This is a genomic window from Streptomyces sp. NPDC001717, assembly GCF_042892775.1.
Lineage (GTDB): Bacteria > Actinomycetota > Actinomycetes > Streptomycetales > Streptomycetaceae > Streptomyces.
In genome coordinates this window covers 160,649-173,883 of the sequence record NZ_JBIAUK010000013.1, presented here as the reverse complement: position 1 = coordinate 173,883, position 13,235 = coordinate 160,649, and the positions used below count along the sequence as shown (strand labels likewise).

The 13,235-nt window shown below is 74.1% G+C and carries 14 protein-coding genes; 10 read left to right on the top strand and 4 right to left on the bottom strand.

The features are described from left to right. The first annotated feature begins 57 nt into the window (after positions 1–57). The 3 genes from tuf to ACFYZL_RS22085 all read left to right on the top strand — a co-directional run bounded on the left by tuf (position 58) and on the right by ACFYZL_RS22085 (position 3,064). A complete protein-coding gene (gene tuf, locus ACFYZL_RS22095; protein WP_388681083.1) occupies positions 58–1,239 on the top strand; it encodes an elongation factor Tu in 1,182 nt (393 codons plus the stop codon). A 109-nt stretch (positions 1,240–1,348) separates the two neighbouring features. Then, complete coding sequence (locus ACFYZL_RS22090; RefSeq protein ID WP_384751651.1) at positions 1,349–2,194, top strand: patatin-like phospholipase family protein; 846 nt, start codon at positions 1,349–1,351, stop codon at positions 2,192–2,194. A gap of 78 nt (positions 2,195–2,272) precedes the next feature. After that, positions 2,273–3,064 carry a spermidine synthase gene (locus tag ACFYZL_RS22085; protein WP_388681144.1) on the top strand — a complete coding sequence of 264 codons (792 nt, stop codon included), beginning with the start codon at positions 2,273–2,275 and terminating at the stop codon, positions 3,062–3,064. Positions 3,065–3,103: 39 nt separating this feature from the next. Here the strand turns inward: ACFYZL_RS22085 and ACFYZL_RS22080 are convergent, their stop codons facing one another. Further along, positions 3,104–4,447: an MFS transporter gene (locus tag ACFYZL_RS22080; protein ID WP_384751653.1), complete on the bottom strand. Its 1,344-nt coding sequence runs from the start codon at positions 4,445–4,447 to the stop codon at positions 3,104–3,106. 138 nt (positions 4,448–4,585) lie between these two features. Next, a complete protein-coding gene (locus tag ACFYZL_RS22075; RefSeq protein ID WP_384751656.1) occupies positions 4,586–5,623 on the bottom strand; it encodes a hypothetical protein in 1,038 nt (345 codons plus the stop codon). A gap of 97 nt (positions 5,624–5,720) precedes the next feature. Here ACFYZL_RS22075 and ACFYZL_RS22070 point away from each other — a divergent pair, with 97 nt between their 5' ends. The 5 genes from ACFYZL_RS22070 to ACFYZL_RS22050 all read left to right on the top strand — a co-directional run bounded on the left by ACFYZL_RS22070 (position 5,721) and on the right by ACFYZL_RS22050 (position 10,137). Further along, positions 5,721–6,179: a DUF4442 domain-containing protein gene (locus tag ACFYZL_RS22070; RefSeq protein WP_384751659.1), complete on the top strand. Its 459-nt coding sequence runs from the start codon at positions 5,721–5,723 to the stop codon at positions 6,177–6,179. A 49-nt stretch (positions 6,180–6,228) separates the two neighbouring features. Further along, a complete protein-coding gene (locus ACFYZL_RS22065; RefSeq protein ID WP_376658206.1) occupies positions 6,229–6,429 on the top strand; it encodes a DUF2191 domain-containing protein in 201 nt (66 codons plus the stop codon). A gap of 118 nt (positions 6,430–6,547) precedes the next feature. Next, positions 6,548–9,064 (top strand): beta-glucosidase, encoded by a 2,517-nt coding sequence (locus ACFYZL_RS22060; RefSeq protein ID WP_388681078.1) that lies wholly within the window; start codon positions 6,548–6,550, stop codon positions 9,062–9,064. A gap of 58 nt (positions 9,065–9,122) precedes the next feature. Next, a complete protein-coding gene (locus ACFYZL_RS22055) occupies positions 9,123–9,791 on the top strand; it encodes a DedA family protein (protein ID WP_384751665.1) in 669 nt (222 codons plus the stop codon). A gap of 22 nt (positions 9,792–9,813) precedes the next feature. Next, a complete protein-coding gene (locus ACFYZL_RS22050; protein WP_388681075.1) occupies positions 9,814–10,137 on the top strand; it encodes an ankyrin repeat domain-containing protein in 324 nt (107 codons plus the stop codon). Here the strand turns inward: ACFYZL_RS22050 and ACFYZL_RS22045 are convergent. Beyond that, positions 10,134–10,679 (bottom strand): gamma carbonic anhydrase family protein, encoded by a 546-nt coding sequence (locus ACFYZL_RS22045; RefSeq protein WP_388681072.1) that lies wholly within the window; start codon positions 10,677–10,679, stop codon positions 10,134–10,136. The two genes, ACFYZL_RS22050 and ACFYZL_RS22045, sit on opposite strands and share 4 nt — an antisense overlap. A gap of 139 nt (positions 10,680–10,818) precedes the next feature. Here ACFYZL_RS22045 and ACFYZL_RS22040 point away from each other — a divergent pair, with 139 nt between their 5' ends. Continuing rightward, positions 10,819–11,565, top strand: coding sequence for an acyltransferase (locus ACFYZL_RS22040; protein WP_384581859.1), 747 nt, complete (start codon positions 10,819–10,821; stop codon positions 11,563–11,565). A gap of 30 nt (positions 11,566–11,595) precedes the next feature. On the opposite strand, the gene ACFYZL_RS22035 is transcribed toward ACFYZL_RS22040, so the two are convergent. Next, a complete protein-coding gene (locus ACFYZL_RS22035; protein WP_388681069.1) occupies positions 11,596–12,462 on the bottom strand; it encodes an EamA family transporter in 867 nt (288 codons plus the stop codon). A 105-nt stretch (positions 12,463–12,567) separates the two neighbouring features. On the opposite strand from ACFYZL_RS22035, the gene ACFYZL_RS22030 reads away from it, so the two are divergent. Beyond that, positions 12,568–13,200: a helix-turn-helix domain-containing protein gene (locus ACFYZL_RS22030; protein WP_384751672.1), complete on the top strand. Its 633-nt coding sequence runs from the start codon at positions 12,568–12,570 to the stop codon at positions 13,198–13,200. Positions 13,201–13,235 lie beyond the last annotated feature (35 nt).

Below are 13,235 nucleotides of genomic sequence, written 5' to 3'. Positions count from 1 at the left end.
GGGGAGGGTCGGCTCGGTTCAGGGGTCCCGTTCCAGCTTCGAGCACGGGAAATCATCATGGCCAAGACGGCTTTCGTGCGGACCAAGCCGCACCTCAACATCGGCACCATGGGTCACGTCGACCACGGCAAGACCACCCTCACCGCCGCCATCACCAAGGTCCTCGCCGAGCGCGGGGGCGCGTCCTTCGTGCCCTTCGACCGCATCGACCGGGCTCCGGAGGAGGCCCGGCGCGGGATCACCATCAACCTCACGCACGTCGAGTACGAGACCGAAACCCGCCACTACGCCCACGTCGACATGCCCGGGCACGCCGACTACATCAAGAACATGGTGACGGGCGCCGCCCAGCTCGACGGGGCGATCCTCGTCGTCTCCGCGCTCGACGGGGTCATGCCGCAAACCGCCGAGCACGTCCTCCTGGCCCGGCAGGTCGGCGTCGACCACATCGTGGTGGCCCTCAACAAGGCCGACGCGGGCGACCCCGAGCTGACCGACCTGGTCGAGCTGGAGGTCCGCGAGCTGCTCACCGCGCACGGCTACGGCGGCGACGGCACCCCGGTCGTACGGGTCTCCGGGCTCGGGGCGCTGGAGGGCGACCCGCACTGGACCGGGGCGATCGAGGCGCTGCTGGACGCGGTGGACACGTACGTGCCGACGCCGGTGCGGTACACGGAGGCACCGTTCCTGCTGCCGGTGGAGAACGTGCTGACGATCACCGGACGCGGCACCGTCGTGACCGGCGCCGTCGAGCGGGGGACCGTACGGGTCGGCGACCGCGTGAGCGTGCTCGGCGGCGACGGCGAGCCCGTCGAGACGGTGGTCACCGGCCTGGAGACCTTCGGCAAGCCGATGGAGTCCGCCGAGGCCGGGGACAACGTCGCGCTGCTGCTGCGCGGGGTGCACCGCGACGGGGTGCGCCGCGGACACGTCGTGGCGGCCCCAGGCAGCGTGACGCCCAAGCGCCGCTTCACCGCGCGGGTCTACGTGCTGTCCGGGCGCGAGGGCGGTCGTACGACGCCGGTCGCCACCGGCTACCGGCCGCAGTTCTACATCCGCACCTCCGACGTGGTGGGCGACGTGGACCTGGGCGAGGCGGGCCTGGTCCGGCCGGGGGAGACGGTCACGATGACCGTCGAGCTCGGACGGGACGTCCCGCTGGAGTCGGGGCTCGGCTTCGCGATCCGCGAGGGCGGGCGGACCGTCGGTGCGGGCACCGTGACGGCGGTGCTCGGGTGACCCCGCCCGGCTGACCGGGTCCGGGCGAAACCGGACCCTTCTGTGGTGACGGCGGACCTGCTGCGTCAGACTGCCGTCACCACAGGCATGAGCGGAGGGACGGGCGGCGATGGGCGGCGACACGGCACTGGTGCTGGGCGGCGGCGGACTGACCGGCATCGGCTGGGAGTGCGGGATCCTCTACGGGCTCGCCCGCGCGGGGGTCGACCTCACCACCGCCGACCTCGTCGTGGGCACCTCGGCGGGCTCCGTCGTCGGCGCTCAGCTCACCTCCGGACTCCTCTCCGCGCAGGAGCTGTACGAGCGCCAGCTCGGCGACCCCACGGGGGAGAAGGCCGCGAAGCTCGGGGCGGGCGTCATGGCGCGGTTCGCCCTCGCCATGGTGCGTTCGCGGGACTCCACGGCCTACCGGCAGCGGGTCGGCGCGATGGCACTGGCGGCGGACACGGGAGCGGAGGCCGAGCGGCGCAAGGTGCTCGCCGCCCGGCTCGTCTCCCACGAATGGCCCGAGCGGCGGTTCGTGGTCACCGCCGTGGACGCGCACACCGGGGAGCCGGCCGACTTCGACCGGGCGAGCGGCGCCGGGCTCGTCGACGCGGTCTCGGCGAGCTGCGCCGTGCCCGGGGTGTGGCCGCCCGTGACGGTCGGCGGACGCCGGTTCATCGACGGTGGCGTCCGCTCCGCCACCAACGCCGACCTCGCGGCCGGCTACGCACGCGTGGTGATCGTCGCGCCGATCTCGCTCGGCTCCGGGCTCGTCCCCTCGCCCGCGGCGCAGGCCGGGCGCCTGCGGAAGGCGGGCGCACGGGTGCTGCTGATCACCCCGTCGGGGGTGGCCCGCAAGGCCTTCGGGCGCAACGTACTGGACCCCGCCCGGCGGGACCCGGCGGCTCGGGCGGGGCTGGCACAGGCGGCGGAGCACGTCTCCGAGGCCGCGGCGGTCTGGTCGGGCTGAGCCCGGCCCGACAATGGTGGGGTGAGCGACGAACAGATCCCGGTGATCCGGGAAGTGGGCCAGGGCACCGCCAAGCTGATGCCGGACGTGGACCGGGAACGGGCCTGGCTGCTGACCGTCGACGGGGCGCCGCAGTCGTACGTGGACCTCGACGACCCGCTCCACCTGGAATTCGAGTACGCAGGACGCCTCGCACACGTCCTGGACTGCGCGGCGGAGCCGCGACGGGCGCTGGACGTCCTGCACCTCGGCGGCGGTGCGATGACCCTGCCGCGCTACGCGGCGGCCACGCGGGCGGGTTCCCGGCAGACGGTCGTGGAGTTCGACGCGGGCCTGGTGGAGCTGGTCGCGGAACACCTGCCGCTGCCGGACGGCGCCGGGATCGCGGTGCACGCGGCCGACGCCCGGGCCTGGCTGGAGGCCGCGCCGGCGCGGAGCGCGGACGTGGTGGTGGCCGACGTGTTCGGCGGCTCGCGGGTGCCCGCGCAGCTGACGTCCGTGGAGTACGCGCGGGAGGCGGCCCGGGTGCTGAGGCCCGGAGGGCTGTACGCGGCGAACCTGGCGGACGGGGCCCCGTTCGACTTCCTGCGGGCCCAGTTGGCCAACTTCGGGGAGGCGTTCGCGGAACTGGCGCTGATCGCGGAGCCCGCGGTGCTGCGGGGGCGGCGGTTCGGCAACGCGGTGCTGCTGGCCTCGGACCAGGAGCTTCCGGTCGGCGCGGTGGCGCGGCTGTGCGCGGGTGACGCGTTTCCCGCCAGGGTGGAGTTCGGGGACGGGCTGGCCCGCCTGCTGCGCGGGGCGGTTCCCGTGGCCGACGCGGACGCGGTGGCCTCGCCGGAGCCGCCGGAGGGTGCGTTCAGCCTGGGGTGAGTCGGCGGCTGCCGCGCCGCGCCCCCGGGCCCCCGGGCCTCAAACGCCGGCGGGGCTGGCCTTGTCGGTGGTGGGGCTGGAGGTGGCCGCGGACGGGCTGGGTCCGGCCGATGGGGACGGGGACGTGAGGGGTGGGGTCGGGCGACGGGTCAGACGGCGGACGTCCGGGATCACCAGGACCAGGGCGGTGGCCAGGACGACCAGGGTCGCGCAGCCCCACAGGGCCTGGGTGCGGCCGAAGGCCGATTCGGCCGGGCCCGCGAGCGCGGTGGCCAGGGGGAGCATCGACACCGAGCCGAACCAGTCGTAGGCGGAGACCCGGGAGAACTTCTCCTCCGGGATCTCCTGGTGCAGGGTCGTCATCCAGTTCACGCCGAACACCTCGATGGCCGCGCCGCTCGCGAACATCACCGCGCAGAGCCCCCACACCGGCAGCGGCACCGCCAGCCCGGCCGACGGCAGCGCCAGCGGGAACACGCACAGGGTGCCGGTCAGCAGCAGCCTGCGCGGCTTCCACGCCATCATCAGGACCGCCCCGGCGATGGTCCCCACCCCGAAGCAGGCCAGGGCCAGACCCCACGGCGCCGGGCCGCCGAGCCGGTCCCGGGCGACCAGGGGACCGTAGACCGCCTCCGCGGCGCCCACGACGGCCACGACCACGGAGAACTGGAGCACGATGCTCCACAGCCAGGGGCGGGTGCGGACCTCCACCCAGCCCTCGCGCAGATCGGCCAGCATGCCGCCGCCGGGGGCGCGGTCGCGCGTGGGGGCGACGTCCAGGAAGGCGCGCAGCGCGCCCGCGACGGCGAAGGCGAGGGCGTCGACGGCCAGGACCCAACCCGGCCCGAGCGCGGCGATCATCGCGCCGCCGAGGGCCGCGCCACCGATGCCGGCGCCGTTCATCGCCATCCGGAACAGCGCGAAGGCGCGGTTGGCGTGCTCGCCGGAGACGGTGGACAGCAACATGCCCTCGGCCGCCGGGTTGAAGAAGGCGGTGCCGGTGCCGCACAGGGCGGTCAGCAGCATCATCTGCCACAGCCGCGGTTCCCCGGTGAGGACGAGGAAGGCGAAGACGGCCTGCGAGAGGCAGTTCAGGGCGTTGGCCGCGACCATCACGCGGTGGCGCGGCAGCCGGTCGGCGATCGCGCCGCCGATCAGCAGGAAGAGGACGAGCGGCAGCGTGCGGGCGGCGGCGACGAGGCCGACGTCCCCGGTGGACCCGCCGGCCTCCATCACCGCGTACGCGGACGCGATGAGCGCTCCGTGGCTGCCGAGGTTCGTGACCACGGCCGCGCCCGTCAGCAGCGTGTAGTTGCGGCCGGCCCACTCGGGCCGTCGGCGGCGTGCGGGCGTGCGGGAGGAAGCGGTGCGGGAAGAGCTCACCACCGGACTATGTCCGCCCCGGGCCCGGAATCCAAACGGATTGTCGGCCCGGGGCGGTGACGGGGAAGGTCCACGGACGGCCCGGTGGCGCTCCGCGCGCCTCCGGGCCGCCAGGGCGGCCAGGGTCGCCCGGGGGCGTCAGCCCGTGGGGGCCAGTCGGACCGAGCCGAGGATCTTGTCGATCGTGTCCTGCTTCACCTCGTCCGGGACGCCCGCGACGCCGTAGAGGATCCAGGAGGAGAAGTCACCGTTGGCGGTCTTGAAGCTGAAGGCGATCGACTTGCCGTCCGTGGAGCACTTGTGCTCCTTCGGCAGGCCGCTCACGCTCGCCGTCGCCACGTGGCCCTTGAGCCCCGAGGTGGTGGTGTACTCCTTCGGCTCGGTCACCTTGGTGGTGCCCTTCGGGGCCTTCTGCGCGTACCCGGCCCACGCCCAGCTCTCGGCCGCGTTGCGCGAGGCCTCGGCGGTGTCCTTGGCGCCCTGGCCGCCCTTGGTGCCGACGCCGGCCAGCTCGTAGGACTCCTCGCTGCCGTTCTTGTCCGCGTCGACCTTGCACCAGTCCTTCTTGTAGGACGCGGGCCCGGACATCGCGACGGCCGGGGAGCCGTCCTTCTTCGCCTCGTCCGAGAAGGAGATGATCACGCCGGAGCCCAGAACGTCCCAGTCCGGCGGGACGTCGAAGGCGGTGCCGTACTTCGGGTTGGTGACGACCTTCCAGCCCGGGACGGTCGGCTTGAGGTCGCCGCCCGCGCGCGGGTTCGCGCTGCTGTCGGCCGGGGCGGGCGCGCTGGAGGCGGGCGCCGAGGAGGCCGCGACGGGCTTGCTGTCGGCCTCGTCCGTCTTCTTGTCGTCCCGGGTGAGGACGAACGCGCCGGTGGCGGCGGCCGCGACGACGACCACGGCCGCCGCGATGATCGCCACGGTCTTGGTCTGCAGGCCGCTCCCGCCGCCGCCCGGGCCCTGCGGCGCCTGCGGGGGCTGCTGCGGCCGGCCCCACTCCTGCTGGCCGGGAACGACGGTCGGGGGCTGGGGGAAGCCCGGCGGCTGCTGCGGATATCCGTAGCCGGGCTGCTGCTGATAGGGGTTCGGCTGCCCCGGCTGCTGGGCGTACGGGTTCTGTTGTGCGCCTTGGGGGTTCTGTTCGCCCCCGGGCGGCTGCTGCTGTCCTGGCCACATGGCCGGTAACGATAGTGGGAGCGGCTTCCACGAGCCACGGCCGCCCCCTGTGCGAGGCCTGGCCAATCCTGCCTACTCGTGGGTAACATCGTCTTCCATGAGCGCAGATCAGATGAACGTGGGCGAACTGCTCGCCGCGACGGTGCCGATGGCCCGCACCCTGAACCTCCAGTTCCTGGAGACCACCCCCGAGCGCGCGGTCGTCCGGCTCCCGGACCAGCCCGACTACCACAACCACGTCGGCGGCCCGCACGCCGGCGCCATGTTCACCCTCGCCGAGTCGGCGAGCGGCGCCATCGTCCTGGCCGCCTTCGGCGACCAGCTCTCCCGCGCCGTGCCCCTCGCGGTGAAGGCCGAGATCGGCTACAAGAAGCTCGCCAAGGGCGTCGTCACCGCCACCGCCACCCTCGGCCGCCCCGCCGCGGAGGTCGTCGCCGAACTCGACGCGGGCGGCCGCCCCGAGTTCCCCGTGACCATCGCCATCCAGCGCGAGGACGAGGCCGTGACCGGCGAGATGACGGTCGTCTGGACCCTGCGCCCCAACACCCCCGTGTAGCACGCCCGCTGCCACTAGAGTCCCTCGCACGACGACGGAGGGAGTGCCCGTGGCCAAGGTCAGCATCAGCCTCGACGCAGAGCTCGTGGTGGAGGTGATGGTCCTCGCCGGGGTCGGGTCGCCACAGGACGCCGTGGAGGCCGTCGTACGGGACTACATCGCGCGCGGGCACCGAACCGAGGCCCGGGTGCAGTTGCAGGACGAGGCCCGGCGGGACGCCGACAGCCTGCCACCGCCGCCGCAGGGCTGAAACTCGGCGCCCGCGGTGGCGAGTCTCGGCGGGCCCCGCCGGCCCCCGGCGCACAGTGGGCGGGGGAGCGGTCCGGCGCGGGCCGCTCCCGCCGACCCACGCCGCCGCAGGGAGGGCCATGAGCGAGGCCGTGTCCAGACGTACGGCGATGCGGCTGCTCGGCGCGGCGGGCGCGGTCGGCGCCGTGGTCGGGGCCGGCGGCTGCGTGGCCCCGGCGCCGCCGGGCACGGGCCCGCGCAAGGCCTCGCCCCCACCTGCCGCCCCGGCCCCCGGGAAGGGCGCCGCCGCGGCCAGGATCGACGCCCTGCTGGAACGGCTCACCCTGGAGGAGAAGACCGCCCTCCTGCACGGCGCCGGGGACCCGGCCCCGCTGGGCCAGGCCGGATACGTGCCCGGCGTACCGCGGCTGCGCATCCCCGTGCTGCGCCTCGCCGACGGGCCCGCCGGCGTACGGGTCGCGAAACCCGCCACCGCCCTGCCGGCGCCCGTCATGCTGGCCTCCGCCTTCGACCCGGCGCTCGCCCGCGAGTACGGCAGGCTCCTCGGCCGGGAGGGCCGGGCGCTCGGCCAGGACGTCCTGCTCGCGCCCATGGCCAACCTCATCCGAACCCCGTACGCCGGCCGGAACTTCGAGACCCTCGCCGAGGACCCCCGGCTCACCGCCGACCTGGTCGGCGAACTGGTCCGCGGCATCCAGGACGAGGGACTCGTCGCCGCCGTCAAGCACTTCGCCCTGGGCAACCAGGAGCGCGGCCGCGACACCGTCGACATGATCGCCGCCGACCGGACCCTGCACGAGACCGAACTGCGCGGCTTCGAGGCCGCCGTGGCCGCCGGCGCGGGCGCCGTCATGGCCGCGTACAACAAGGTCAACGGGGTCCACGCCTGCGAGAGCAAGCCGCTGCTCGACGAACTGCTGCGCGACACCTGGGGGTTCGACGGCTGGGTGATGTCCGACCGGGACGCCACCCACAGCACCGTCGCAGCCATCGGCGCCGGGCTCGACATGGAGATGCCCGGCGGCACCCACTTCGGCGGGCCCCTGCGGCAGGCCGTGCGGGGCGGCACCGTGCCGGAGGCCTTCGTGGACCTCGCCGTGCACCGGATCCTGACCACCATGGACCGCTTCGGGCTGCTCGCGGACCGCCCCGCGGCGCGGCCCGCGCGCGACGCCGCCGCCGGGGCCCGGCTCGCCCGCAAGGTGGCGACGGCCGGCGCCGTGCTGCTCCGCAACGAATCCGGCACCTTGCCGCTGACCGGCGCGGACGCCCGCTCCATCGCGGTGATCGGCCCCACCGGCCAAGTCCCCTTCGTCGGTGGCGGCGGCAGCTCGCACGTGGTCCCCGACCGGGCAACCTCCCCGCTCACCGCCATCAGGCAGCGCGCGGGCAGCGGCGCCACCGTCCGCTACGCCCTCGGCGAGGACCTGTACGGGCGCCCGCTCCCCCCGAAACTGCTCACCCCGGCCGCCGACCTGGACGACCGGAGCGTCGAGGCCGGGAAGGGCTGGAGCCACGAGGGGGAGTTCCGCCTTGCCGAGGACGACGAGTGGACGCTGCTCGTCCACTACACCGGACAGCGGCCGGGCGTACGCCTCGACGGGGAGGAGCTGTTCCCGGTGCGCCAGGGCGCGGCCGAGCGGTTCGCGGGCGGACTCCTCGGCTCCGCACCCGACGGAATGAGCGTGCGCCGCCGCACCCTCGCCCTCAAGGCGGGCACCCACCGACTCGCCGTCACCGCCCCGGGCGGGCCCCAGGGCCGGCGCTTCAGGCTCAGGCACACCACGAGGGCGACCCGGGCCGCCGATGTCGCCGAGGCGGTACGGGTGGCGAAGGCGGCCCGCAGCGTGGTCCTCTTCGCCTACGAGGACGCCACCGAGGGCAGCGACCGCACCTCCCTGGCCCTGCCGGGCGGACAGGCCGCCCTGATCGAGGCCGTCGCCGCCGCGAACCCGCGCACCACCGTCGTGCTCAACACCCCCTCCGGAACGACCATGCCGTGGCTCCCGCGCACCGGCGCGGTCCTCCAGATGTACTACCCGGGCCAGGAGGGCGCCGCCGCCACCGCCGACGTCCTCTTCGGGGACGTGGACCCGGGCGGCCGCCTCACCCAGACCTTCCCGGCAGACGAGCAGGCCACCCCGGTCGGCGGGGACCCGGTGCGCTACCCGGGCGTCGGCGGACGGCAGGAGTACACCGAGGGCGTCCACGTCGGCCACCGCTGGTACGACGCGCAGCACGTGACCCCGCTGTTCCCCTTCGGGCACGGGCTCTCGTACACCACCTGGCAGTACGAGAAGCTGGCCGTCCGCCCCGAGCGGGGCGGGCTGCGCGTGGAGTTCACCGTCCGCAACACCGGCCGCCGCAAGGGCACCGAGGTGGCGCAGGTGTACGTCGGCCCGTCCCCGGACCTGAAGCTCGACCAGCCGGTGCGCGTGCTGGCCGGGTACCGGCGGCTCACCCTCGCGCCCGGAGCGGAGCAGCGGGTCACCGTCGACGTGGACGCCCGCACCCTGTCGTCATGGGATCCGGAGAGGCGGGCCTGGGTACCGGGTTCCGGCCGTCGCGAGGTGTTCGCGGGCCGTTCCTCCCGTGAACTGCCACTGAGGGCGAAGGCTGTGGTGAGGAGCCGATAGGCTGCCCGTTCGGCGTGTCACAGGGGGCGCGCCGGGGACGACACGGGAGGACGCACCGGTGCACATCCAGGAATGGCTGGAGACGATTCCGGCGGTCAGCATCTACCTCCTGGTGGGTCTGGTCATCGGTCTGGAGAGCCTCGGCATCCCGCTGCCCGGAGAGATCATCCTGGTCAGCTCCGCGCTGCTCGCCTCCCAGCACGGCGAGATCGACCCCGTGGTGCTCGGCGTCTGCGCGACCACCGGCGCGATCGTCGGCGACTCGATCGGCTACGCGATCGGACGCCGCGGCGGCAAGCCGCTGCTGGAGAAGCTGGGCCGGCGCTTCCCCAAGCACTTCGGGCCCGAGCACGTGGCCGTGGCGGAACGCTCCTTCGAGCGGTGGGGCATGTGGGCCGTCTTCTTCGGCCGGTTCGTGGCGCTGCTGCGCATCTTCGCCGGGCCGCTGGCGGGTGTGCTGCACATGCCGTACTGGCGGTTCCTGATCGCGAACATCCTCGGCGGGATCCTCTGGGCCGGCGGCACCACCGCCGTCATCTACTCGGTCGGCATCGTGGCCGAACCCTGGCTGAAGCGGTTCTCCTGGGCGGCGCTCGCGGTCGCGGTGCTCTTCGGTCTCGCGGTCACGCTGGTGGTGCGCAGCCGCATGAAGAAGGCGGCCGCGCAGGCGGCGGCCGAGACCGCGGTCCCCGCCCAGTCCGGGGCACGGGTGCCCGCCAACGACTGATGCGGGAGCCGGTGGCGGGGGAGTGGTCGGCCGAGGGCCGGTCCCCGGCGGCCGCAGGGCCCTCGACCTGGCCGTGTGCGCGGGGCGGGCCGAGGTCGTACGGCTGCTCCTCGCGGCCGGCGCCGACCCCGAGGAGCGGATGAGGCACCACACCGCGCTCGAATGGGCGGCCCGCTTCGGCCACCCGGCCGTGGTGGAGCAGCTGATCGCGCGCGGCGCCGCCGTCACGGAGCGGGCCCTGGCGGAGCGCCCCAGTACGTCCAGTACTAGGTCGCCCCGCCGAGACGCCGATGCACGGCACCGGACGACGCGGGCTGATCGGCAAGCTCCGAAAGGGACGGCCTAGACCTCCGGGGTCACCGAGGCGCGGTGCTGCTTGGCGAGTTCCACGTACATCTGGGCGTTGATCCGGATGTGCTCGCGCTCCTCCTCGGACAGCTCGCGGCGGACCTTGGCCGGGACGCCGGCGACCAGCGAGCCGGGCGGGACCACCATGCCCTGCGGCACCAGCGCCTGCGCGGCCACCAGGGAACCCGCTCCGATCACCGCGCCGTTCAGGACGGTCGCGCCCATGCCGATCAGGCAGTCGTCCTCGACCGTGCAGCCGTGCACGACGGCGTTGTGGCCGATGGAGACGCGTTCACCGATCGAGACCGGGAAGCCAGGGTCCACGTGGATCGTGCAGTTGTCCTGCACGTTGCTGTCGGCGCCGAGGGTGATCGGGCCGCAGTCGGCGCGCAGCACCGCCGAGTACCAGATGCTCGCGCCCGCGCCGAGAGTGACCTCGCCGACCACGACCGAGGTGGGCGCGGTGAAGGCCGTCGCGTCGATGTCGGGGTTCTTGCCGCCGACGCCGGCCACGAGTGCCCGGTCCGCCTGGTGCGTCATGTTCTCTTCCTTCGTCTCTCCGGATGCCGCTGCCGCGCTCACAGCACCGTAGGGCACGGAGGTCCCCGCACCCGCGATGGGGTGAAGATCACAGGATCGTGGCCCGGACGACCGGCGCCCGGCGCACTACCGTGGCCGGGTGCCGAAGAACCAGAACACGTTCTCATCCCTGACGGCCCTGCGCCGTCGGCTGGCGAACCGCGCGGTCCACGCCGGCTGGCGCTGGATGCAGCAGGCCGGCGCCGTCACGGCGCAGACCCCGGGACGCCTGCGGTTCGGTGCGATCGGGCACGGCACCCGGCTCGCCTTCCCGCAGGGCACGGTCTTCGGCGAGCAGTGGATCCGCCTCGGCGAGCACTGCATCATCGGCGAACAGGTCACCCTCACGGCCGGCATGATGCCGGACCTCGACCTGGGCGCGGAGCCCATGCTCGTGCTCGGCGACGGGGTCGTCCTCGGCCGGGGCAGCCACGTCATCGCCGACGCCCGGATCACCATCGAGGCCAACACCTTCTGCGGCCCCGGGGTCTACATCACGTCCACGAACCACAGCTACGACGATCCGCACGAGCCCGTGGGCAGGCAGTGGCCGCGCAGCGCGCCGGTGGAGATCGGTCCGGGGTGCTGGCTCGGCACCGGCGCGGTGATCCTGCCGGGCGCCCGGCTCGGCCGCAACGTCGTGGTGGCCGCGGGGGCCGTCGTACGGGGTGAGGTGCCGGACCACGCCGTGGTGGCGGGCGCGCCGGCGCGCATCGTCCGCAGGTGGCAGCCGGAGACCGGCTGGCAGCCGCCGCTGCGGACCCCGGCGCCCGTGCCGATCCCGGACGGGATGACGCCGGAGCAGCTGCGCGGGCTGGCGCGGCTGGCGGAGGTCGAGCAGGGCTAGGGCCAGTCTTTCGGACCGGGCCCCGGTTCCTCAGCCGGCCGCGAGGAGAACCGTTCCGGCGAGGGCGAGGCCGGCGCCGGCCGCCTGTACGGTGCGCAGTCGTTCCTTGAGCACGGCGAAGGCGGCGAGTGCGGTGATCACCGGGTAGAGCGAGGACAGCACCGCGGCCACCGTGACCGGGCCGTTCTGGGCGGCGACGGAGTAGGTGCCGTTCGCCGCGACGTCCGCGAGGCCGACGAAGGCGAGCGCGGGCAGCAGCCCCCACAGGATCCGCAGGTCGGAGCCCTCGGGCAGGGCCGGGATGCCGCGACGGGTCTGCGCCCACAGGGCGGCGCCGCCGACGGCGACGTTGGTGACGCGCTGGACGAACAGCGCCAGGAACAGCCCGGTCACCGTGGCGGAGGCCTGCGCGATCAGGGCCATCACCGCGCCGAACCCGAAGGCGGCGACGAGCGTGAGGACCACGGCCCGCCGCTGGACGGGTGCGCCGCGCAGCTCCGGTCCGCCCGCGAGGACGATGCCGACGACGGCCACCGCGATCCCCGCGAACTGGCCGGGGCCGGGACGCTCGCCCAGCAGCAGCCCCGCGCCGACCGGCACGACCACGCCGAGGGAGCCGAGCGGGGAGACCACGCCCATGGGGCCGAGGGCCAGGGCCTTGTAGAAGCTGAGCATGGCCACCGGCCCGACGAGACCCGCGCCGACCGCGAACCACAACTGCGGGCCGGCCTCCCGCCAGGCTCCCGTGCCGAGGACCACGGCACCGAGCACGACCACGGCGGCGATCTGCGAGACCACGACCACCGTGAGCGCGGGTATCCGGCGGGTCAGCAGCCCGCCGCCGAAGTCGGCCAGGCCCCACAGCACGGCTGTGGCCAGGGCGAAGAGGGCGGTCATGGCGGGCCTCGCAGTACAGTGTGATGAACGGTGGGGTGCAGCATCAAACACTCCGCACGGTAGTTCATTCCACTGGACTGTGTCATCCAAAATATTGGACGGAATGTGTCGGATCTCGAAGAGCTCACCCAGGCACTCGCACGGAACCTCAAGCGCTGGCGCGGTGAGCGCGGATTCACCCTGGACTCGTTGGCAGCCCGCTCGGGAGTCAGCCGGGGGATGATCATCCAGATCGAGCAGGCCCGCACGAACCCGAGCGTCGGCACGACGGTGAAGCTGGCCGACGCGCTCGGGGTCAGCATCTCCACACTGCTGGACCACGACAGGGGTCCGCAGGTGCGGATCGTCGAGCCCGGCCAGACGGTGCGGATCTGGTCCAGCGAGGCGGGCAGCTCGACGACGATGCTGATCGGCACCGACGAGCGCGGGCCGATGGAACTGTGGGCCTGGCACCTCGTGCCCGGCGAGGGCACGGAATCGGCCGCGCACCCCTCCGGCACCATCGAGATGCTCCACGTCACCGCGGGGGACCTGACGCTGGTGGTGGGCGAGGAGGAGTTCCACGTCCCGGCCGGAGCCGCGGCCACCTTCGAGGCCAACCTCCCGCACGCCTACCGCAACGACGGCACCGTACCGATGGAGATGACCCTCGCCGTGTCGGTCCCGCCGGTGTCGGCCCCGGTACCGGCTCCCGCCCACGCCACCGCGCCCGCCCGGACGGCCGAGCCCCGGAACTGACCGGCCGCCCGTGGCCGCTGCCGGTCGTGCCGCCG

What these genes read in the sequence shown, in the direction of transcription:
- tuf (WP_388681083.1), top strand. Translation starts at nt 58, where the DNA reads ATGGCCAAGACGGCTTTCGTGCGGACCAAGCCGCACCTCAACATCGGC.
- ACFYZL_RS22090 (WP_384751651.1), top strand. Translation starts at nt 1,349, where the DNA reads ATGGGCGGCGACACGGCACTGGTGCTGGGCGGCGGCGGACTGACCGGC.
- ACFYZL_RS22085 (WP_388681144.1), top strand. Translation starts at nt 2,273, where the DNA reads ATGCCGGACGTGGACCGGGAACGGGCCTGGCTGCTGACCGTCGACGGG.
- ACFYZL_RS22075 (WP_384751656.1), bottom strand. Translation starts at nt 5,623, where the DNA reads ATGTGGCCAGGACAGCAGCAGCCGCCCGGGGGCGAACAGAACCCCCAA.
- ACFYZL_RS22070 (WP_384751659.1), top strand. Translation starts at nt 5,721, where the DNA reads ATGAGCGCAGATCAGATGAACGTGGGCGAACTGCTCGCCGCGACGGTG.
- ACFYZL_RS22060 (WP_388681078.1), top strand. Translation starts at nt 6,548, where the DNA reads ATGAGCGAGGCCGTGTCCAGACGTACGGCGATGCGGCTGCTCGGCGCG.
- ACFYZL_RS22045 (WP_388681072.1), bottom strand. Translation starts at nt 10,679, where the DNA reads ATGACGCACCAGGCGGACCGGGCACTCGTGGCCGGCGTCGGCGGCAAG.
- ACFYZL_RS22035 (WP_388681069.1), bottom strand. Translation starts at nt 12,462, where the DNA reads ATGACCGCCCTCTTCGCCCTGGCCACAGCCGTGCTGTGGGGCCTGGCC.